This window comes from Oceanobacter sp. 1_MG-2023 (assembly GCF_030689025.1).
Taxonomy (GTDB): domain Bacteria; phylum Pseudomonadota; class Gammaproteobacteria; order Pseudomonadales; family Oceanobacteraceae; genus Oceanobacter.
The window spans coordinates 39,391-58,584 of record NZ_JAUYWA010000024.1 but is presented as its reverse complement, the minus strand read 5'-3'; the positions used below and the strand labels follow the sequence as shown (position 1 = coordinate 58,584).

Annotated in this window: 23 protein-coding genes; 13 read left to right on the top strand and 10 right to left on the bottom strand. The window is 53.7% G+C overall.

The genetic code is table 11. The features are described from left to right. Positions 1–518: 518 nt before the first annotated feature. On the bottom strand, positions 519–1,289 hold the full coding sequence (locus Q8W22_RS14065; RefSeq protein WP_305452755.1) for a Nif3-like dinuclear metal center hexameric protein: 771 nt from the start codon (positions 1,287–1,289) through the stop codon (positions 519–521). A gap of 100 nt (positions 1,290–1,389) precedes the next feature. Here Q8W22_RS14065 and Q8W22_RS14060 point away from each other — a divergent pair, with 100 nt between their 5' ends. Beyond that, positions 1,390–2,568 carry a trypsin-like peptidase domain-containing protein gene (locus Q8W22_RS14060; protein WP_303432673.1) on the top strand — a complete coding sequence of 393 codons (1,179 nt, stop codon included), beginning with the start codon at positions 1,390–1,392 and terminating at the stop codon, positions 2,566–2,568. Positions 2,569–2,589: 21 nt separating this feature from the next. Here the strand turns inward: Q8W22_RS14060 and hisD are convergent, their stop codons facing one another. The 9 genes from hisD to Q8W22_RS14015 all read right to left on the bottom strand — a co-directional run bounded on the left by hisD (position 2,590) and on the right by Q8W22_RS14015 (position 9,426). Beyond that, a complete protein-coding gene (gene hisD / locus Q8W22_RS14055; protein WP_303432674.1) occupies positions 2,590–3,894 on the bottom strand; it encodes a histidinol dehydrogenase in 1,305 nt (434 codons plus the stop codon). Between the two features lie 14 nt (positions 3,895–3,908). Further along, positions 3,909–4,559, bottom strand: coding sequence for an ATP phosphoribosyltransferase (gene hisG, locus Q8W22_RS14050; RefSeq protein WP_303432675.1), 651 nt, complete (start codon positions 4,557–4,559; stop codon positions 3,909–3,911). Positions 4,560–4,588: 29 nt separating this feature from the next. After that, positions 4,589–5,854, bottom strand: a complete 1,266-nt coding sequence (murA, locus tag Q8W22_RS14045) for a UDP-N-acetylglucosamine 1-carboxyvinyltransferase (RefSeq protein WP_305452754.1) — start codon at positions 5,852–5,854, stop codon at positions 4,589–4,591. 14 nt (positions 5,855–5,868) lie between these two features. After that, entirely contained in the window at positions 5,869–6,114 is a 246-nt protein-coding gene (locus Q8W22_RS14040) for a BolA family protein (RefSeq protein ID WP_303432678.1), read from the bottom strand. 180 nt (positions 6,115–6,294) lie between these two features. Next, positions 6,295–6,606, bottom strand: a complete 312-nt coding sequence (locus Q8W22_RS14035; protein ID WP_303432679.1) for a lipid asymmetry maintenance protein MlaB — start codon at positions 6,604–6,606, stop codon at positions 6,295–6,297. Further along, positions 6,603–7,262 carry a phospholipid-binding protein MlaC gene (locus Q8W22_RS14030; RefSeq protein WP_303432680.1) on the bottom strand — a complete coding sequence of 220 codons (660 nt, stop codon included), beginning with the start codon at positions 7,260–7,262 and terminating at the stop codon, positions 6,603–6,605. The genes Q8W22_RS14035 and Q8W22_RS14030 overlap by 4 nt, the downstream gene beginning before the upstream one ends. 102 nt (positions 7,263–7,364) lie before the next feature. Continuing rightward, the gene (gene mlaD / locus Q8W22_RS14025) at positions 7,365–7,826 is read right to left on the bottom strand and encodes an outer membrane lipid asymmetry maintenance protein MlaD (RefSeq protein WP_303432681.1); all 462 of its coding nucleotides are present in this window, start codon (positions 7,824–7,826) and stop codon (positions 7,365–7,367) included. Between the two features lie 2 nt (positions 7,827–7,828). Then, positions 7,829–8,611 carry a lipid asymmetry maintenance ABC transporter permease subunit MlaE gene (mlaE, locus tag Q8W22_RS14020; protein ID WP_305414198.1) on the bottom strand — a complete coding sequence of 261 codons (783 nt, stop codon included), beginning with the start codon at positions 8,609–8,611 and terminating at the stop codon, positions 7,829–7,831. Positions 8,612–8,613: 2 nt separating this feature from the next. Then, positions 8,614–9,426, bottom strand: a complete 813-nt coding sequence (locus tag Q8W22_RS14015) for an ATP-binding cassette domain-containing protein (RefSeq protein WP_303432683.1) — start codon at positions 9,424–9,426, stop codon at positions 8,614–8,616. A 207-nt stretch (positions 9,427–9,633) separates the two neighbouring features. Between Q8W22_RS14015 and Q8W22_RS14010 the strand changes: the two genes are divergently transcribed. From Q8W22_RS14010 to yjgA, 12 genes are all read left to right on the top strand, one after another. Further along, a complete protein-coding gene (locus tag Q8W22_RS14010; RefSeq protein ID WP_303432684.1) occupies positions 9,634–10,599 on the top strand; it encodes a calcium/sodium antiporter in 966 nt (321 codons plus the stop codon). A 2-nt stretch (positions 10,600–10,601) separates the two neighbouring features. Next, complete coding sequence (locus Q8W22_RS14005; protein WP_303432685.1) at positions 10,602–11,573, top strand: KpsF/GutQ family sugar-phosphate isomerase; 972 nt, start codon at positions 10,602–10,604, stop codon at positions 11,571–11,573. Next, the gene (lptC, locus tag Q8W22_RS14000) at positions 11,573–12,136 is read left to right on the top strand and encodes an LPS export ABC transporter periplasmic protein LptC (RefSeq protein ID WP_305414199.1); all 564 of its coding nucleotides are present in this window, start codon (positions 11,573–11,575) and stop codon (positions 12,134–12,136) included. Before Q8W22_RS14005 ends, lptC begins: the two co-directional genes overlap by 1 nt. Beyond that, a complete protein-coding gene (gene lptA / locus Q8W22_RS13995; protein ID WP_305452753.1) occupies positions 12,126–12,662 on the top strand; it encodes a lipopolysaccharide transport periplasmic protein LptA in 537 nt (178 codons plus the stop codon). Before lptC ends, lptA begins: the two co-directional genes overlap by 11 nt. Further along, positions 12,659–13,384: an LPS export ABC transporter ATP-binding protein gene (lptB, locus tag Q8W22_RS13990; RefSeq protein WP_305452751.1), complete on the top strand. Its 726-nt coding sequence runs from the start codon at positions 12,659–12,661 to the stop codon at positions 13,382–13,384. Before lptA ends, lptB begins: the two co-directional genes overlap by 4 nt. A 128-nt stretch (positions 13,385–13,512) precedes the next feature. Next, positions 13,513–15,003, top strand: coding sequence for an RNA polymerase factor sigma-54 (locus Q8W22_RS13985; RefSeq protein WP_305452750.1), 1,491 nt, complete (start codon positions 13,513–13,515; stop codon positions 15,001–15,003). A 50-nt stretch (positions 15,004–15,053) separates the two neighbouring features. Then, positions 15,054–15,356 carry a ribosome hibernation-promoting factor, HPF/YfiA family gene (gene hpf / locus Q8W22_RS13980; RefSeq protein ID WP_303432694.1) on the top strand — a complete coding sequence of 101 codons (303 nt, stop codon included), beginning with the start codon at positions 15,054–15,056 and terminating at the stop codon, positions 15,354–15,356. A gap of 3 nt (positions 15,357–15,359) precedes the next feature. Continuing rightward, the gene (gene ptsN / locus Q8W22_RS13975) at positions 15,360–15,818 is read left to right on the top strand and encodes a PTS IIA-like nitrogen regulatory protein PtsN (RefSeq protein ID WP_303432695.1); all 459 of its coding nucleotides are present in this window, start codon (positions 15,360–15,362) and stop codon (positions 15,816–15,818) included. Positions 15,819–15,842: 24 nt separating this feature from the next. Beyond that, positions 15,843–16,715, top strand: a complete 873-nt coding sequence (gene rapZ / locus Q8W22_RS13970; protein ID WP_303432696.1) for an RNase adapter RapZ — start codon at positions 15,843–15,845, stop codon at positions 16,713–16,715. 38 nt (positions 16,716–16,753) lie between these two features. After that, a complete protein-coding gene (locus Q8W22_RS13965) occupies positions 16,754–17,023 on the top strand; it encodes an HPr family phosphocarrier protein (protein WP_303432697.1) in 270 nt (89 codons plus the stop codon). Between the two features lie 216 nt (positions 17,024–17,239). After that, positions 17,240–18,598, top strand: coding sequence for a magnesium transporter (gene mgtE / locus Q8W22_RS13960; protein ID WP_303432698.1), 1,359 nt, complete (start codon positions 17,240–17,242; stop codon positions 18,596–18,598). Between the two features lie 79 nt (positions 18,599–18,677). Beyond that, the gene (yjgA, locus tag Q8W22_RS13955; RefSeq protein WP_305452749.1) at positions 18,678–19,190 is read left to right on the top strand and encodes a ribosome biogenesis factor YjgA; all 513 of its coding nucleotides are present in this window, start codon (positions 18,678–18,680) and stop codon (positions 19,188–19,190) included. Positions 19,191–19,194 lie beyond the last annotated feature (4 nt).

Sequence of the window (19,194 nt, the reverse complement as noted above, 5' to 3'; positions counted from 1 at the left end):
CTTGACCCGTCAGGCCTGCAAGTCGGCTTCGTGATTCGAAACCATCCGGTAGCCCAGAGTGAGCACCGGATTAAATGGATGTCCCCTACAGCTAGCAAGCGATAATGCCGGGAGCATCCAAGCAAATCCATACCGTGCGACACTGTGTCACAGCAAGGGAACTTGTGAGCCAAAATGGAATACAGCGCTTTTCACTCGCATAAAGCCATGGGTTATATTCACAATCTCCGGCGATATTGAAACATCATGACTTGATGATACCTATATCTCCTTCTACCCTTATTTACAGAGTCGTCAGCGGGCTGATCAATATCGTGCGCCTCTGCTTTGATATAAACTGTTTTGGTGGCTTTTGCTCGTATTCCCGATTCAATATTTTTTATTTATAAATCGATCAATATATCCGACACCAGGCATCGTACAAGATACAAGCAGCAAGAATTCTGTCGAGATAAAATCAAGCCGTATGTATCTTCGATCGGCAATGGCAAATTGATGCTGTTATCCAGCCTCCGGGCTCACACTGGATTATCAATATCGATAAATGTGACCTTGATACCCAACTCGGCTTCCAGCTGCTGCCCCAGCGCCAGCACACCATAACGCTCGGTGGCATGATGACCGGCACTGTAGAAATGGGTACCGGTTTCCCGTGCCAGATGCACCGCCGGTTCGTTGATTTCACCGGTAATATAAGCGTCAACACCGGCATCGATGGCCAGCTGCAAATACCCCTCGGCACCACCGGTACACCAGGCAACGGTTTCGATGATGTCTTCATCTTCGCCAATATGTAACGGTGTCCGATCCAGACATTCGCCAATCCACTGGGAAAATTCACTGGCAGTCATCGGCTTGGGTAGATGGCCGATCAGACCCGGCGTGGCGGTATCCAGCGGATCAATGGGGCCAGTAATGGTCAGTTCCAGTATATCGGCCAGCTGAGTGTTATTACCCAGTTCCGGGTGAATATCCAGCGGCAAGTGATAAGCCAGCAGGTTGATATCATGGGCCAGCAAGGCTTTCAGTCGTTCGCGTTTGATACCGGTTACGCAGGCATTTTCGCCTTTCCAGAAGTAACCATGATGCACCAGCAAGGTATCTGCACCGAGAGCAATGGCCTCATCGATCAACGCCTGATTGGCCGTTACGCCGGTAACGATATGTCGGATACGATCCCGGCCTTCGACTTGCAGACCGTTTGGGCAATAATCCCGAATGTGGCGGTTTTGCAACAATTGGTTCAGATACGTCAGCAGTTGCTGGCGTTCAATTGCGCCATCGAACATGATGCACCTCTCTTATTTCTGTTAAATTTGTTAGCCAGCAATAATAGCGCTGATTGTTTGAACCTGCGGCTTGCTCGCAACCCCGTGGAGACTTGCTTACATGCCTCGATATTCTTTTGTCCACACCATGCTGGTGCCATCACTGGTCGGCCTGTGTGTTGCCCTGATGATTCTGCTTTGGGCCCCACAATGGGTAACCAGTACAGCGCGTGAGTCAGGACAACCAGCCGCCGCCATTCAACACAGTGCCCAATCATCCACCGGCATGGTCACCAGTTATGCCGATGCCGTGGAGCGAGCAGCCCCCGCTGTCGTCAACATTTACACCAGCAAGGTAGTCAAACGCAAACAGCACCCTTTGTTTGATGATCCGCTGTTCCAGCGTTTTTTTAATACGACGCCGGAACCTGACGAACGCTTGCAGTCCAGCCTGGGTTCTGGCGTGATCATGACCACCGAGGGTCATATTCTCACCAATAATCATGTTATCAAGGACGCCGACCAGATTGTGGTCGCCCTGCACGATGGCCGCGAAGCCAGTGCCACCCTGATCGGCTCTGATCCAGAAGCCGATCTGGCGATTCTGAAAATCGACATGCCAGATTTACCGATTATCCCGGTCGCTCATGATGAACACCTGCGGGTCGGCGATGTGGTGCTCGCCATTGGTAATCCGTTTGGTGTCGGCCAGACCGTGACACTGGGCATTGTCTCGGCAACCGGTCGTAACCAGCTGGGGCTGAATACCTACGAAAACTATATCCAAACCGATGCCGCCATCAACCCGGGTAACTCCGGCGGTGCACTGATCAATGCCAAAGGTGAGCTGGTCGGTATCAATACCGCGATTTATTCCCAAAGCGGTGGCAGCGAAGGCATTGGTTTTGCAATCCCTGTTGCCGTTGCCCAGCGAGCACTGACGGATATCTCGCAGCACGGTATCGCGATTCGGGGCTGGCTCGGTATCGAAGTCCAGGAAGCAACACCGAAGCTGCTGGATGCCCTGGCATTACCGGAGGCGTTGGAAGGCTTGATAGTGACGGGGATCTATCAGGATGGCCCGGCGGATCTTTCCGGGCTGACGGTCGGCGATATCATCGTCAAGATCAACCAGATGGATACCAAGGACGCCCGCAAGGCGATGAACCAGATTGCCATTCTGCACCCTGGGGACAAAATCCTGCTGGACTTTATTCGTGATGGCAAACTGGCTCAAACCGAAGCGATTGCCGGTCAGCGCGGTACCCAGAACAGCGACGCCATACCGGCTGCTGACTGAGTACCGACCACTGCAACGGCATCAATCCTTGATGCGGTATTCCGCTGAGCGGGCATGGGCAGTAAGAAACTCCCCACGCGCCAGGGTAGAAGCCACTTGACCCAATTCTGAAGCGCCATCAGCTGAGCACATGATCAGCGAAGAGCGCTTCTGGAAGTCGTACACACCCAGTGGGGATGAAAAGCGCGCCGTGCCCGAAGTCGGCAAGACGTGGTTTGGCCCTGCGCAATAATCCCCCAACGCTTCTGCGGTGTAACGACCCATAAAGATAGCCCCCGCATGCCGAACTGACGGCAGCCAGGCTTCCGGGTCAGCCACCGACAATTCCAGATGCTCTGGTGCAATGCGGTTGATAATGGCCACGGCATCGTCTTCGGAGCTGGCATGAATCAGTGCGCCACGGTTGGTCAGAGAGGTACGGATAATATCGGCCCGCTCCATGGTCGGCAGCAACGTGTTGATGCTGGCAGTCACCTGATCAAGGAAATCGCTATCGGTAGATACCAGAATCGACTGGGCATCTTCGTCGTGCTCTGCCTGCGAGAACAGATCCATGGCAATCCAGTCCGGATTGGTTCCACCATCACAGACCACCAGGATTTCTGACGGCCCGGCAATCATGTCGATACCGACCTGACCAAACACCATACGTTTGGCGGTGGCGACATAAATATTGCCCGGCCCAACAATCTTGTCCACTCCGGGGACGGTCTCAGTGCCATAGGCCAACGCAGCGACAGCCTGGGCGCCACCAATGGTAAAGACACGGGATACACCCGCCGCCGCCGCCGCCGCCAGCACCAGCTGGTTCAGTTCACCGTCGGGAGTTGGTACCACCATGATGATTTCCTGCACTTCCGCCACGTGGGCCGGAATCGCATTCATCAACACCGAGGACGGATAGGCTGCCTTGCCGCCGGGAACGTAGATACCAACACGATCCATCGGAGTGATTTTCTGACCCAGTACCGTGCCGTCGGTTTCGCTGTAACGCCAGGAATCCTGCTTCTGGTGTTCGTGGTAAGCCCGGACACGTTCCGCGGCGGCCAACAAGGCGCTGCGCTGGTCGTCGGGCAGGCCGTCCAGAGCGGTTTGCAACTGCTCCTGGCTCAATTCCAGATCGGCCATGGCGGTAACGTCCATGCGATCAAACTTGTTGGTGTATTCAATGACGGCGGCATCACCACGACGACGCACATCGTTAACGATGTCGGTAACAGCCTGCTGGACGCCGGTATCGGATACCGATTCCCACGACAACAGCGCATCCATCTGGCTGGCAAAATCGTCCTGCGCAGAGCTGAATCGACGAATAGATAAGGTCATGCGGTTCTCCCCGGTTATTTGGCTTGCTGCTGTTGACGCTCAACCGCTGCGCCAATCAAATCGATAATGGGTTGAATCTGGGCATGTTTTACTTTCATCGCCGCACGGCTGGCAACCAGTCGTGAACTGACCGGTGCAATCAGATCACGTGCTTCCAGACCATTGGCCTTGAGGGTGTTACCCGTATCAACAATATCCACAATCAGATCGGCCAGCCCCATAATCGGAGCCAGCTCCATACCACCATACAGCTTGATAATATCGACCTGGCGCCCTTGCTCAGCAAAATAACGCTTGGTGACATTAACAAATTTGGTCGCTACCTTGAGTCGCCCTTCGGGTAGCTCGGTTCCCTTGATGGCGGCGGTCATCAAGCGACAAGTCGCAATATTCAAATCCAGCGGCTCACACAGATTGTCGCTGTTGTATTCCATCAGCACATCCTTGCCGGAGACACCCAGATCCGCGGCACCGTATTCCACATAAGTCGGCACGTCCGTCGCACGAATAACCACCAGCTTGATATGCGGATGATTGGTATCAAAGATCAGCTTGCGGCTTTTTTGAATATCTTCCGCCGGATGAATACCTGCCTCGGCCAGCAATGGCAGAGTGTCATCCAGAATGCGTCCCTTGGAGAGTGCAATGGTAAGCGGTTGGGTCATGATGTCCTCAATCTAGTGTGATGTGCCTGTCAGCCGGAAATTCGACGGATATGGGCACCCAGCTGCTGAAATTTTTCTTCGATGCATTCGTAACCACGGTCGATGTGGTAAATGCTGTTGACGTCGGTGGTGCCGTGAGCGACCAGTGCCGCCAGTACCAGCGAGGCCGACGCCCGCAAGTCGGTGGCCATCACCGGAGCACCACTCAGGGTTTCACGACCGGTAATCGTTGCGGTATTGCCTTCGACATGAATGTCCGCCCCCATGCGCACCAGCTCCTGGGCATGCATAAAGCGGTTTTCAAAGACAGTTTCAACAACAGTGCCGACCCCTTCGGCCACGGCATTCAAAACCACAAACTGGGCTTGCATATCGGTGGGGAAAGCCGGGTGTGGTGCGGTACGGATATTCACCGCCTTGGGGCGACGGCCAGTCATATCCAGTTGGATCCAGTCCTCACCCGTAGTGATCTCGGCACCGGCTTCCTGCAGTTTCAGCAGCACCGCATCCAGTAATAACGGATCGGTATGGTGAGTTCTGACACAACCACCAGTAACCGCTGCCGCGACCAGATAGGTGCCGGTTTCGATACGGTCTGGCAAGACATCGAAGCTGCAGCCATGCAAGGTTTCTACACCATCGACAATCAATGTCTCACTGCCTGCACCCTGAATCCTGGCCCCCATGGCAATCAGGCAGTTGGCCAGATCCACCACTTCCGGTTCCCGGGCCGCGTTTGTAATGACGGAGCGCCCGTCCGCCAACACTGCCGCCATCAGGATGTTTTCTGTACCGGTAACGGTCGGCATATCCAGAAAAATATTCGCTCCGTGCAAGCGGCCACAGGGCACGTGGGCCTTGATGTAACCATCCATCACGTCCACGTGGGCGCCCATTGCTTCCATACCGCGCAAATGCAGGTCGACCGGGCGGCTGCCAATCGCACAGCCTCCGGGTAATGACACCTCGGCTTCCCCATAACGGGCCAACAATGGCCCAAGTACCAGAATCGATGCTCGCATGGTACGCACCAGGTCGTAGGGAGCGACGCAGCTTTTGATATTGCGACAGTTGGTTTCTACCGACATGTCTTCGTTGATTGCGACCTCGACGCCCATGCAGCCCAATAGCTCCAGCATGGTCGTGATGTCGTGCAGATGAGGCAGGTTGCCAACCCGCATGACGCCTTCGGCTAACAGGGTAGCCGCCAGAATCGGCAGTGCGGAGTTCTTGGCTCCGGAAATCCGGACATCGCCAGACAGCCGATTACCGCCAACAATTTGCAATTTTTCCATGTATTTTCCAAAAATCAGCGCGCAGCATACTCAGCGCTGGTGAAAGTACGGATGGTCACTGCGTGCAGTGAGCCAGCGGCGATCAGAGGGTTCAACACCTGGTAAACCACTTGTTGGCGTTTGACTGCGTTAAGGCCTTCAAAATGATCACCGACTCCTTCAACCAGATATTGATAGCCATCGCCATCAACATGCCATTGAATATCGGGCAATTGGGTATTCAACAAGGTCAGAATCTCGGATATTGCAGACGGCGCCATAACACTCCACCAGTCAGGGAATTGGAAAGCGGGGAATGATAGCGGATTTAGAGGGCCAGAATAAGTGGAAGGGGGAACCTCCAGCGATATTCGGCCATAGTTAGTGTGCCGTGTTCACTATTTCTGGCGGACTTTGTAACCCAGCCCACCACTCCAGACACGTTCACCAGGATGCCGTCGTTATGCTTCGGCCACCAGAATCTCAGCAAACAGCCCTTCGAGATCACTGATTCGCAGAATCGGCAGTAAACGTTCCGGTACCGCACGGACAGTCATGCTGACATCCGCCTGCTGTGCCGTTCTCATCCAATCGAGCAATAACGCCACCGCGGCACTGGAAACCCGATCGACATCGGCCATATCCAGACACCACTCACCACCGCTACGGCGGATCATGTCACGCCCTGGCTCCATCAGCTCGACCACGGTGGAGGCTAGCAAGTCTCCACCAATACAGGCCAGGCTGGCTGATACTGCGTCAAGTCGGGTCATGATTGCGTACCATTTATCACGGCGCGTTTACGCAGCTCGCGGCCCTGTTCTTGTAAATCATCAATCCACTGTTCAATCGCGGCACCGATATTGCCGTTTTTATCGTCAACCAACTGGGTGAACTGCTCATTGAATAACTGGCCGATATTAATGCCATTCACAATCACGTTTTGCGCTTTCCAGGAGTAGGCGGAAAGGTCGTAATACATGCTTTGGGTAATCGGGAATATCCGACCACTGGGAGTGATTACTTCAAGATCGACCAGGGTGTTGGAAGAAGTATGTTCAAAATCCTTGCGCGGAGGCAACATACGCACTTCATAATCGGTAAATTCAATCAGCCCCGTCGCATAAGAACTCAGCAAACTGCGCTTGAAGGCACGGGCAAAACGCTGACGCTGCGCCTTGCTGGCATCGAAGTAATGCCGTCCCATAATCTTGCGAGTCAACCGACGAAAATCCACCATTGGACCCAGTACGTCTTCCAATTCCCAGTAGAACCTGGCGTTGTCACTTTCGTACAAGTCGCGATTGGTGTTGATATTTTCCATAACCCGGGTTGTTACTCTGCGTACCACTTCATGCGCGTGTTCACCCAGTGCTTCCGATTCCAGAGCCTGTACTCCAGACACAGGGGACAGCAAAACCATAGCCATTAATAGCCACCGAATCATGATATTTCCCTCTCTTCATGTAGTGCCAGTTTATTGTTATGTCATGACCTGAAAATGACAGCGACCATCAGATCAAAGCATTTGTCAGCCTTCTTCCGCCTTGCTGAACAGGAAACGTCCGATCAGCTCTTCAAGTACCAGAGCTGACTGGGTATCTTCTATCCAATCGTTTTCTTGCAGATAATCGTCTTCAGCCCCAACAGTCAGGCCAATATACTTCTCGCCCAGCAAACCCGCGGTCAAAATGGCTGCGGAGGTGTCGCTGGTCAGGGTACTCATATCCTTGGTGATTTCCATTTCAACCACTGCAGAGTACCATTCCTTATCCAGATAAACCCGGGTAACCCGGCCAATGGTCACACCGGCCATGGATACCTTGGCTCGCTCATTCAGCCCGCCCAGATTTTCAAAACGGGCCTTGATGGTATAGGTATCTCCGGCATCGCTCATCGACAAGCCACTGACGCGGAGAGCCATCAGTACCAGCGCCAGAATACCAATCACCACAAAAGCCCCAACGGTGAGTTCTATAGAACGCTTTTGCATAATTAAACGCCTCCAAACATGACTGCTGTCAGTACAAAATCCAGTCCCAATACCGCCAGCGAGGAAATCACCACCGTCTGGGTTGTTGCCTTACCAATACCTTCAGACGTCGGCATTGATGCGTAGCCTTGATAGACTGCAATCCAGGTCACCACCCAGCCAAACGCAATTGACTTGATCACTCCCTTGATCACATCGTTATAAAATTCAACCGATGCCTGCATATTGCCCCAATAGGCACCTTCATCAATGCCCAGCATATCGATTGCGACAAACGCCCCGCCCCAGATGCCGACGGTGCTGAAAATCACCGCCAACAATGGCATAGAGATAATACCGGCCCACAAACGCGGTGTGATCACGCGTTTCAGCGGGTCAACCCCCATCATTTCCATCGCCGACAGCTGCTCGGTGGCTTTCATCAAGCCGATTTCCGCCGTCAGGGCAGAACCTGCTCGCCCGGCAAACAACAGAGCGGTCACTACCGGTCCCAGCTCGCGCAACAGGGTCAGCGATACCATCGTCCCCAGTGCGGCTTCGGAGCCGAAATCAACCAGAATGGTGTAACCCTGTAGCCCCAGCACCATGCCGACAAAAAAACCGGCCACGGCGATAATGCTCAGCGAGCGTACACCAACAGCAAAAAGCTGACGTATAAGATCGGAAAAATTAGCACTGCCCGGCCCACCCCAGGACAGGGAGTGCCATAACAGCAGCGAAGCGGAACCGAGGGCTTCAATTGAAGACAAGCCTTTGCGGCCCAGCAACTGCAATCGCTCAAGCATGCTCAGTTACCTCCTGCCAAAATATCCTCACGATAATCATTTGCCGGATAATGAAACGGCACAGGCCCATCCGGGTCGCCGCTGAGAAACTGCCGAACTTCATCGGAGCCTTCATGTAACAGCTCATTTGGTGAACCGAAGCCAATTACTTTGCCTCCGGATACCAGGCAGAGGTAATCGGCAATGCCACAGCATTCCTCTACATCGTGGGAGACCAGCAAGCTGGTCAAGCCAAGGGCTTTGTTCAGTCCCCTGATCAATTTGACAATCATACCCATCGAAATAGGATCGAGCCCGGTAAAAGGCTCATCGTACATGATCAGTTCCGGATCCATGGCGATGGAACGGGCCAATGCCACACGACGCGCCATACCACCGGACAATTCAGCAGGATTCAAATTACGGGCACCGCGTAAACCAACAGCTTCCAATTTCATCAGTACCAGATCCCGAATCATGGATTCCGGCAAATCAGTGTGAACACGCAAAGGAAATGCGACGTTGTCGAAAACGTTCAGGTCGGTAAACAGGGCACCGGTCTGGAACAACATCCCCATCTTCTGTTTGCGTAATTCGAACAATTGCGGGCGCTTGAGCGTGGTGATTTCCTCCCCCGCCAGCACGATCGAGCCCTGGTCTGGGGTCAATTGTCCACCGATCAAACGTAACAGGGTTGTTTTCCCGGTACCGCTCGGGCCCATAATAGCCGTCACCTTGCCACGGGGGAAATCAACAGACAGGCCGTCATAGATCAGCCGGTCGCCGCGTGTAAAGACCAGATCACGCACCGAAATGTAGGGTTGCTCAACCACCATGAAAGCGTCCTTTCCCGGGCCGGAAATACGGGATTTAAAGTGAGCGCTAGCATAGCGGATTGATCCTTCAGAACCAACGCCGCTTTTGTGATGTCCTTCACCTGCAACAAAACGCATTGTTCCAATTGCGCCTCTGCGCCCCTCCGGTACAATGCGGCCTCTTCTATCATCAAGTACGTCTGAGCAGAGTCTGTCTGCAGGAGCATCATGATCACAGCACTGGTTGCCGTCTTAATCGGCTTGGTTGTCCTGGTATGGAGTGCCGACAAATTTGTCCTTGGAGCTGCAGCAACAGCTCGCCGCCTTGGCATGTCACCGCTAATGGTGGGGTTGACGATTGTTTCCATTGGCACATCCGCTCCTGAATTGTTTGTCTCTGCCGTCGCAACCCTGGATGGTGTTGGCAACCTGGCTGTGGGTAATGCCCTCGGCTCCAACATCACCAACATTGGCCTGGTACTGGGGATTACGGCGCTGGTCAGCCCGATTCCGCTGAAAAAGAAATTACTGCGCAAAGAACTGCCACTGTTGTTGCTGGTCAGCATTCTGGCGGGCTTGACACTGGCCGACCTGGAATTGAGTTATGTTGATTCCCTCCTTCTGCTGGCCGGTCTGGTCGCCACCATGTACATCCTGTTCCAGGAGTCCGATGAGAGTGGTGAACCCATTGTCGACGAAGATGAAGCCGCAGAAATTGAATCGCTGCCCACCAAAATGGCTGTTTTCTGGCTCGTCTCCGGACTGGTCTGCCTGATGGCCAGCTCCAAGGCTCTGGTCTGGGGCGCAACCATCATTGCTCATAACTTTGGGGTCAGTGACCTGGTGATTGGTCTGACCATCGTCGCCATTGGCACCAGCCTGCCAGAACTGGCGGCCTCTGTTGCCAGCGCATTGAAAGGACATCACGACATTGCCATCGGTAACGTGATTGGCTCCAACATTTTCAACCTGCTCGCGGTAATGCCAGTGCCTGGCCTGATCGCTACCGTAGCGGTCGAGCCGATGGCTCTGCATCGCGATCTGCCTGTTATGCTGTCATTGACGCTGGCATTGCTGGTGCTGTTTGTACTCAATCGCCGCAGTGGCGTGATGGGACGATTCAGTGGCAGCCTGTTAGGACTGAGTTACCTTGGCTACCTGGCCACTCTGTTTGTAATGACAAGTAATGGATAACAATGAACACTGAATTTGATTTCCTGTCGTCGGCGCTACGTACCATAGAACTGGAACAACGTGCGATTCACAACCTGTCCGCCATGCTGGACAACAATTTCAAAACTGCTTGTCAGCTAATGCTGTCCTGCAAAGGCCGGGTTGTTGTGTCAGGCATGGGCAAATCCGGCCATATTGGTCGCAAAATTGCGGCTACACTGGCCAGTACAGGAACCCCGGCATTTTTTGTCCACCCTGGCGAAGCCAGCCATGGGGATATGGGGATGATCACATCCGTCGATGTGGTGATTGCCCTGAGTAACTCCGGCGAAACCGCCGAAGTAACCAGCTTGTTGCCTCTGTTGAAACGTCTGGCAGTGCCCCTGATCAGTATCACCGGTAACCCGCAATCCACCCTGGGCCTTGCCTCGGCTGCTCACCTGAACGCCAGTGTGGATTCTGAAGCCTGCCCGCTGGGCCTGGCGCCTACCTCATCAACCACCAGTGCTCTGGTATTGGGAGACGCCCTGGCAATTGCGTTACTGGAAGCCCGTGGGTTCACGGCAGAAGACTTCGCCTTTTCCCACCCCGGTGGCAGTCTGGGTCGACGCTTGTTATTAAAAGTCGAAGACATCATGCATAGCGGCCGGGAAATCCCGGTCGTCAGACCCGAATCCAGCCTGTCACGCTCCCTGTTGGAAATGACCACCAAGGGTCTCGGTATGACCACCGTACAAACGGCAGCGGGTGAATTGGTGGGTATTTTCACCGATGGCGACCTGCGCCGTACCATTGATCATGGTGTCGATATCCACTCCGCCCTGATTTCAGACCTGATGACCCGCCAGGCCAAAACCATCATCCCGGGTATGCTGGCTGCCGAAGCGTTAAAAATCATGGAAGACGGCAAGATCAATGCCCTGGTCGTTACCGACGGTCAGAATATTTGTGGTGTTGTCACCATGCACGACTTGCTGCGTGCTGGAGTTATCTGATGCGCAAGCGCTATGTGCTGCTGGTCTTGGCAGTGGCCGTTGGCCTCGCCTTGCTGGCGGTAGAGCGCTATACCACTGAGCTGGTCACGGCAGCAACGCCGGTGACCAGTCTTGAACCGGATTATTACGGCAAACAATTACAACACCGTCGTTACGATGCGGATGGCCAGCTACAACAGATGTTATCGGCCGATGGCTCTCGCCATATTCCGTCATTATCGGAAACCCGGCTGGAAAACCCGGTGATTACGACACAAACAGACCCGCAGCAACACTGGCAAGTCAGCGCTCAATCAGGCCGCATTATGGATACCGACAGCCAGGTTGAACTCAGCCAGCAGGTGGAAGTACGCTCTCTGGCCACGGCAGCAGAAAACGCTGATACATTCAGCATCACCACCAGCCTGTTGCTTTACCAGCCCGCATCAGCCACCGCTTCAACCTCTGAACCTGTCATCATTCGTCATGGCAATAACATCACCCATGCAACTGGTATGACGCTGGATATCAAGCGCCAACATCTCGACCTTCAAGCACACGTGAGTACCCGGTATGTACAATAAACTGACCGCCCTGCTGTTCTTTGGCAGTGTCTTGGCGACCACGGTCGAGGCTTTGCCTGAAGACTGGCAACAAGAAATGATCATCGAATCCGACCGCGCCGAACTCGATCGCAAGACTGGTATGGTCGTCTACGAAGGCGATGTCGTACTAAAGCAAGGCACACTGACCATCGAGTCCGATCGTCTGACACTGATACTGGATGGCAAGGCGCTCAAACAAGCGATTGCCGAAGGTCAACCGGCTCGCTACCAGCAACAGGTCAGCAGCGACAAACCGATCACCAGAGCGACGGCCAAACGTATTGATTTTTACGCCGACCGCAAGGAAATTGCCTTCAAGGGAGACGCCGCCTTGCGTCAGGAAAACAACCTCTTCAGTGGCGAATTGATCCGTTATGACATTGAACAGGAAACCGTCTCAGCCAGTGGCTCAGAAACATCCGGCAGTGGCACTGGCGGTGCTGACGACAACCAGCGTATTCAAGTGATTATCCAACCCCAGCCCAACACGGACGTACAACCATGAAAACGCTCAAGGCTGAACATCTGGCCAAAAGCTATAACGGCCGCGAAGTCGTCAAGGACGTTTCCCTGGCGGTCAGCAGCGGACAGATTGTTGGCTTGCTGGGCCCTAACGGCGCAGGTAAAACCACTTGTTTCTATATGATTGTCAACTTGGTACAAGCCGACAAAGGGCGTGTCAGTATCGATGATGACGATATCAGCCATCTGCCCATGCACGGCCGCGCCCAGAAAGGCATTGGCTACTTGCCACAAGAAGCGTCGATCTTCCGCAAACTCAGCGTCGAAGACAATATCATGGCCATCATGGAAACCCGGTCAGACCTGAACAAAACCCAACGTCAGCAACAGCTGGAACAGCTACTGGATGAATTTCACATTCAGCACATTCGCACCAGCCTCGGCATGGCCCTGTCTGGTGGCGAACGACGACGGGTCGAAATAGCTCGCGCCCTGGCCGCCGAACCCTCCTTTATTTTGCTGGATGAACCCTTTGCCGGTGTTGATCCGATCTCGGTCGCTGACATTATGGATATCATTCGTCAACTCAAGGCACGTGGCATCGGCGTACTGATTACTGACCACAACGTCCGCGAAACTCTCGCAATTTGTGAAAAAGCCTATATCGTAGGCGGTGGACACATAATTGCCGAAGGCAGCGCTGATGATGTACTCGCCAACGAACAGGTTCGGGCTATCTACCTTGGTCATGACTTCCATCTTTGAATCTTATCGGCTTGCAGGGCTATGATGCCCAGCGCTGTTTCATTCGCCACCATGAAAAGCATTCCCTGTCTCACAGGCTGGCGTATAATGCACAGACCATGCCGACAACCGATGAATAATAACGCTGTATGAAAGCATCGCTTCAGTTAAAAATGGGTCAGCAGCTGACCATGACCCCTCAGCTGCAACAGGCAATTCGACTGCTGCAATTGTCTACCCTCGATCTGCAACAGGAAATCCAGGAAGCCCTGGACTCCAACCCCATGCTGGAATTCGAAGAGTCCGAGCACGACGACTTTCCGGATGCACAGCAAACCAATGCAGATCAGGAAAGGGAAGTCACCGCAACAGCGGCCACGACCGATGCCGACACCCAGGAACTGGGTGAGCAATGGTCTGATGATAAGATGCCAGATGATCTGCCGGTCGATAGCAACTGGGATGATACGTTCCAGACCACGGCCGGGGTTTCCTCAGGCTCTGGCCCGATTGGCGATGACGACTTTGATTATGACTCCCGTCATGCCACCACAGACGACCTGCAAGATCATCTTGAATGGCAGCTGAACCTGACTCCCATGAGTGACACCGATCGCGAGATCGCCACCATGCTGATCGACGGGGTTGATGACGATGGCTATCTGCACACCACCATCGACGACATACTCGGTTCAATTGACCCGGAACTGGGTATTGAAGAAGATGAAATCCAGGCCGTCCTCAAACGCTTGCAACAGTTTGACCCCGCCGGTGTTTTTGCCCGCGACCTGCGTGAATGCCTGATTCTTCAGCTCAACCAGCTACCTGCCGAAACACCCTGGCTGGCAGAAGCCAAATTGGTGATCGGCGACTACATCGCCCTGCTGGGCAGTAAAGATTACCCCACCCTGATGCGCAAAACCCGGCTCAAGGAAGAAGACCTCAAAGCCGTCCTGCGTCTGGTTAAAGAACTCAACCCCAAGCCGGGCGCTGATATCAGCTCCGAGCAGTCGGAATACGTGGTACCGGACGTGATTGTTCGTAATATCCGTGATGAATGGCGTGTTGAGCTTAACCCGGATATCGCCCCCAAGCTGCGTGTCAACTCCGACTACGCCTCACTGGTGCGACGTTCCGACAGCAGTGCCGACAACGCCTTCCTCAAAGACCATTTGCAAGAAGCGCGCTGGTTTATCAAAAGCCTGCAAAGCCGCAACGAAACCCTGCTGAAAGTCGCCACCAAAATTGTCGAGTACCAAATCGACTTCTTTGAACAGGGCGAAGAAGCCATGAAACCTCTGGTATTGCATGATATTGCCGATGCCGTTGGTATGCATGAATCAACCATTTCACGGGTCACTACGCAAAAATTCATGCACACACCTCGTGGTATTTTCGAGCTGAAGTATTTCTTCTCCAGCCACGTCAGTACTGACGCCGGTGGCGAATGTTCATCCACCGCCATTCGCGCCATGATCAAAAAACTGATCAGCGAAGAAAATCCGCGTAAACCCCTGAGTGATAACAAAATTGCCATTGTGCTGGGCGACAAGGGCATTCAGGTTGCACGCCGCACGGTGGCCAAATACCGTGAAGCCATGATGATTCCGCCTTCCAATGAGCGGAAACAATTGATCTGACCGATAGCGTCGATCTCTGTTCGATACAAGCGAGCGATAAGGAGCCGTTTATGAGCATCAATATCAGTGGACACCATGTTGAAGTGACCGAAGCCATGGAAGCATACGTCAAGGAAAAACTGGTTCGTCTTGAGCGTCATGTCGACCCGATTACTTCTGGCCAGATCACACTGACCCTGGAAAAAGGCCGACAACAGGCAGAAGCCACCCTGCATGCCAGTGGTGCTGACTTTCACGCCACCTCAACTCACGACGATATGTATGCCGCCATTGATCTGCTGGCCGACAAACTGGACCGTCAACTCCTGAAACACAAAGAAAAACTGATTGCCCGACAGCACGGGCAAGGTTGACCTATGAGCATTGCGATTGCCGATATTCTACTGCCAGAATGCACCCGTACCGACGTCGCCATTACCAGCAAAAAAAAATTGCTGGAGTTTCTTGCCGGACTGATTGCCGAAAAAGTTGACGGCAGCAGTTCGGACGAAGTGTTTGAACGCCTGCTTGGACGTGAACGTCTGGGTAGTACTGGCATTGGTGAAGGCATCGCAATCCCCCATTGTCGTTTACGGCAATGCGAACAAGCCGTCGGCGTGTTACTTCACTTGCAAGAGGCCATCGATTTTGATGCCATTGACCATCAACCGGTTGACCTCGTATTTGCTTTATTAGTCCCTGAAGAAGCAACGGACGATCATCTGCAAATTCTCGCCACACTGGCGCAAAATTTCAGTCAGAATGATTACCGTCAGCAATTGCGTAGTGCCAGCAGCGATCAGGAACTGTACCAACGAGCGTTGGCCAACCACTAACCAGACCAATACGGAGACCGCATCATGCGCCTGGTTGTGATCAGTGGCCGCTCTGGCTCAGGCAAGTCCAGCGCTTTGGCCGTGCTCGAAGATCTCGGTTTTTATTGCATCGACAACCTGCCGGTTGATCTGTTGCCCGCACTGGCGGATTTACCCTACAGCGCCGAAAAACGCGCCAATGTCGCGGTCAGTGTCGATGTGCGTAATTTGCCCGACGCCATGGAACAGCTGACCCAGGTACTGACCTGCTTACCCGGACAGTATCGCCAGGTCGATATTGTATTTCTGGATGCCACCGAAGAAGTCCTGCTACAACGCTTCAGCTCCACCCGTCGCAAACACCCCCTCACCAATGACAATATCTCATTGGCAGAAGCCATCGAGCGCGAAACCGAATTGCTCGAACCTGTTGCCAACCTGGCTGACTTGACGCTGGATACCACCCGCATGTCAGTCCATGAGCTGCGCAGCCTGATCAAAATGCGAGTAGCCGAGAAAGTCACCCCGGATATGGCCATTCTGTTCCAGTCCTTTGGCTTCAAGCAGGGGATTCCTCTGGATGCCGATTTTGTATTTGATGTCCGCAACCTGCCCAACCCCTACTGGCAACATGAATTACGTCCTCTGACCGGACAGGATCAGGCGATTATCGATTTTTTATCCAGCCAGCCGGAAGTCACCGAACTGTTTGATGACATCCGTACTTACCTGTTGCGCTGGTTACCCCGTTTTGCCGAAAATAACCGCAGCTACCTGACCATTGCCATTGGCTGCACTGGCGGTCAACATCGCTCAGTGTATTTATCAGAACGCCTGACTGCAGCCTTCAAACAAGAATTTGGCAATGTACAGGTACGTCACCGCGAGCTCAGGTCTGCTGCCCATCACAGCCACTGATGCTTATTACCCACAATCCAATCGTTTCGGGAGCCTGGATGGTTAACACGCAAATCACCATCATCAACAAGCTGGGTTTACACGCACGGGCAGCCGCCAAACTGGTATCAACCGCGGCCAGCTACGGCGCAACCATCAAGGTGGGTTATCCAAACCGCATGGTCGATGCCAAAAGTATCATGGCCGTGATGATGCTCGCCGCCAGCAAGGGTACCGATCTTTATATCGAAGCAGAGGGCCAGGATGCCCAGGCAGCACTGGACGCACTCTGCGACCTGATCAATCGTCGCTTTGATGAGGGTGAATAAAAACACCTGACAGCCGTTCGATAGCTGACCTGTTCTTGTCTCCAACAACGGCGGTCAACGACCGCCATATTTCCCAGAACACTTCCTCCAACAATCAAAGTTTCCTATAAAATCAAATCACTAGCGATATCAATGCGAGTAGTTTCAGTATTCCCCGGATAGCCACACTCGGTGATTCAGGCTAGAATCAGTCATTCACTCCGTACCGGGGCTTCCATGGCAGAACTCAGCGAAAAGGCCAGATCCAAACTCAACAGCCTGAACGAAGCGCTCGAGTCCGGTGCCATGGCACGCGTACGCCGGATCATCAACTCCGGCCTGGCCCCTGTTGATGTCGCCCACCTGATCGAATCCTCCCCGCCCAAAGCCCGGAAAGTCATCTGGGAGCTGGTCGACAAAGGCATCGAAGGTGAGGTACTGCAATACCTGTCGATCGATATCCAGAGTCAGTTCCTCAGCGACATGAGCGCAGAGCAGGTGGTCGATGCCACCGCTGACCTCGATTCCGATGACATCGCCGATATGCTCCAGCAACTTCCTGAGCAAGTGACCCAGGAAATTCTGAGCTCGATGGACCACCAGGATCGCGCCCGGGTTGAAGCCATTCTGGGCTACCCGGAAGACAGCGCCGGTGGTCTGATGAACACCGACACCATCACGATTCGTCCGGATATTACTCTGGATGTTGTGCTGCGCTATCTGCGTCGTCACCAGTCGCTGCCAGACATGACCGACAACCTTCTGGTGGTGAACCGGCAAAACGAATTTATCGGTGCCTTGCCTATCCGCAAACTGTTGGTGAGTGACCCCCAACAAACCGTGCGCGAAGTAATGTCTACCGGCAGGATCATGGTGATCCAGGCAACCCAGCATGAAACGGAAGTCGCCAAGCTCTTTGAACGCCATGATCTGGTATCGGCCCCGGTGGTGGATGCCAATGGCATGCTGCTTGGCCGTATCACCATTGATGACGTGGTGGATGTGATCCGGGAAACCGCCGACCACTCATTAATGAGCATGGCCGGTCTCGACGATGATGAAGACACCTTCGCCCCGGTGCTCAAAACCGCCCGCCGGCGCGCGGTCTGGCTGGGCATCAATCTGATTACCGCCTTTATTGCTTCTGCGGTTATCGGTCTGTTTGACAAAGCCATTGAAGCCGTTGTTGCTTTGGCGGTACTGATGCCGATTGTCGCCAGCATGGGCGGTATTGCCGGCAGCCAGGTACTGACACTGGTGATTCGCGGCCAGGCACTCGGGCATCTCAGTGGTGCCAACTTCCGCTGGCTTTTTCATCGTGAATTATTGGTCGCAGCCCTCAACGGCGGGTTGTGGGCCATCATTATTGCGATTATGGCCTGGGTATGGTTCAACGACATCAAGCTGTCACTGATCATGTCCGCCGCGATTATTATCAATCTGATGGCTGCTGCTGTGGTGGGTGCCGCATTGCCGCAAATTCTCAAGGCCCGTGGTATTGATCCCGCCTTGGCCGGTGGTGTTATCCTGACGACGGTCACCGATGTGGTTGGCTTTATGTCATTCCTCGGACTGGCTACCCTGATTTATATCTAGATGTGCCGGGTATCCTTATGGATCATCCCTTGCACACCATTTTAGCGACTACGGTCGGAACCATAATGAGCAACCTTGTATGAGCGACTTTGACTCCCAGCCAGATGAAGAATACGAGCTGGTCAGCAAATCTGAAATGAAACGGGAAGCCGAGCGCTGGCAAGCACTCGGAGAACGACTGACCGAACTGAACCCATCACTATGGAACGATATGCCCATCAGTGATGTGCTGCATGCCGCTCTGGAAGAAAGCCGCCGCATCAAACAACATGGTGCCAAACGCCGTCACTTGCAGTACATCGGCCGCGTGATGCGAGATGAAGACATCGTCGGCATCCAGGAAAAAATCGACCTGATGGACCCATCCAGCGATGCCTACGGCCGACGCCAGCGCCAGTATGAAATGTGGCGTACCCGGCTACTGCAAGACAACAGCGGCCTGAATGACTTTATCGATCAGTACCCGCAGATTGATCGCCAGCAACTGCGTAACCTGGTGCGTAATGCCCAAAAGGAGATGGCTGGAGACAATGCCCAGCCCGGCAAGGCCTATAAAAGCCTGTTCCAATTTATCAAAACCGAAACGGAATAGCCCT

Bases quoted from the DNA above. Each gene is read 5' to 3' on its own strand.
- Q8W22_RS14015 (WP_303432683.1), bottom strand. From the start codon at position 9,426: ATGGTGGTTGAGCAACCCTACATTTCGGTGCGTGATCTGGTCTTTACA.
- Q8W22_RS14060 (WP_303432673.1), top strand. From the start codon at position 1,390: ATGCCTCGATATTCTTTTGTCCACACCATGCTGGTGCCATCACTGGTC.
- Q8W22_RS13965 (WP_303432697.1), top strand. From the start codon at position 16,754: ATGGTTAACACGCAAATCACCATCATCAACAAGCTGGGTTTACACGCA.
- ptsN (WP_303432695.1), top strand. From the start codon at position 15,360: ATGAGCATTGCGATTGCCGATATTCTACTGCCAGAATGCACCCGTACC.
- murA (WP_305452754.1), bottom strand. From the start codon at position 5,854: ATGGAAAAATTGCAAATTGTTGGCGGTAATCGGCTGTCTGGCGATGTC.
- Q8W22_RS14040 (WP_303432678.1), bottom strand. From the start codon at position 6,114: ATGGCGCCGTCTGCAATATCCGAGATTCTGACCTTGTTGAATACCCAA.
- hisG (WP_303432675.1), bottom strand. From the start codon at position 4,559: ATGACCCAACCGCTTACCATTGCACTCTCCAAGGGACGCATTCTGGAT.
- hisD (WP_303432674.1), bottom strand. From the start codon at position 3,894: ATGACCTTATCTATTCGTCGATTCAGCTCTGCGCAGGACGATTTTGCC.
- rapZ (WP_303432696.1), top strand. From the start codon at position 15,843: ATGCGCCTGGTTGTGATCAGTGGCCGCTCTGGCTCAGGCAAGTCCAGC.
- hpf (WP_303432694.1), top strand. From the start codon at position 15,054: ATGAGCATCAATATCAGTGGACACCATGTTGAAGTGACCGAAGCCATG.
- Q8W22_RS14030 (WP_303432680.1), bottom strand. From the start codon at position 7,262: ATGGCTATGGTTTTGCTGTCCCCTGTGTCTGGAGTACAGGCTCTGGAA.
- lptC (WP_305414199.1), top strand. From the start codon at position 11,573: ATGCGCAAGCGCTATGTGCTGCTGGTCTTGGCAGTGGCCGTTGGCCTC.
- Q8W22_RS13985 (WP_305452750.1), top strand. From the start codon at position 13,513: ATGAAAGCATCGCTTCAGTTAAAAATGGGTCAGCAGCTGACCATGACC.
- Q8W22_RS14005 (WP_303432685.1), top strand. From the start codon at position 10,602: ATGAACACTGAATTTGATTTCCTGTCGTCGGCGCTACGTACCATAGAA.
- Q8W22_RS14010 (WP_303432684.1), top strand. From the start codon at position 9,634: ATGATCACAGCACTGGTTGCCGTCTTAATCGGCTTGGTTGTCCTGGTA.
- Q8W22_RS14065 (WP_305452755.1), bottom strand. From the start codon at position 1,289: ATGTTCGATGGCGCAATTGAACGCCAGCAACTGCTGACGTATCTGAAC.
- yjgA (WP_305452749.1), top strand. From the start codon at position 18,678: ATGAGCGACTTTGACTCCCAGCCAGATGAAGAATACGAGCTGGTCAGC.
- mlaD (WP_303432681.1), bottom strand. From the start codon at position 7,826: ATGCAAAAGCGTTCTATAGAACTCACCGTTGGGGCTTTTGTGGTGATT.
- Q8W22_RS14035 (WP_303432679.1), bottom strand. From the start codon at position 6,606: ATGACCCGACTTGACGCAGTATCAGCCAGCCTGGCCTGTATTGGTGGA.
- lptB (WP_305452751.1), top strand. From the start codon at position 12,659: ATGAAAACGCTCAAGGCTGAACATCTGGCCAAAAGCTATAACGGCCGC.
- mgtE (WP_303432698.1), top strand. From the start codon at position 17,240: ATGGCAGAACTCAGCGAAAAGGCCAGATCCAAACTCAACAGCCTGAAC.
- mlaE (WP_305414198.1), bottom strand. From the start codon at position 8,611: ATGCTTGAGCGATTGCAGTTGCTGGGCCGCAAAGGCTTGTCTTCAATT.
- lptA (WP_305452753.1), top strand. From the start codon at position 12,126: ATGTACAATAAACTGACCGCCCTGCTGTTCTTTGGCAGTGTCTTGGCG.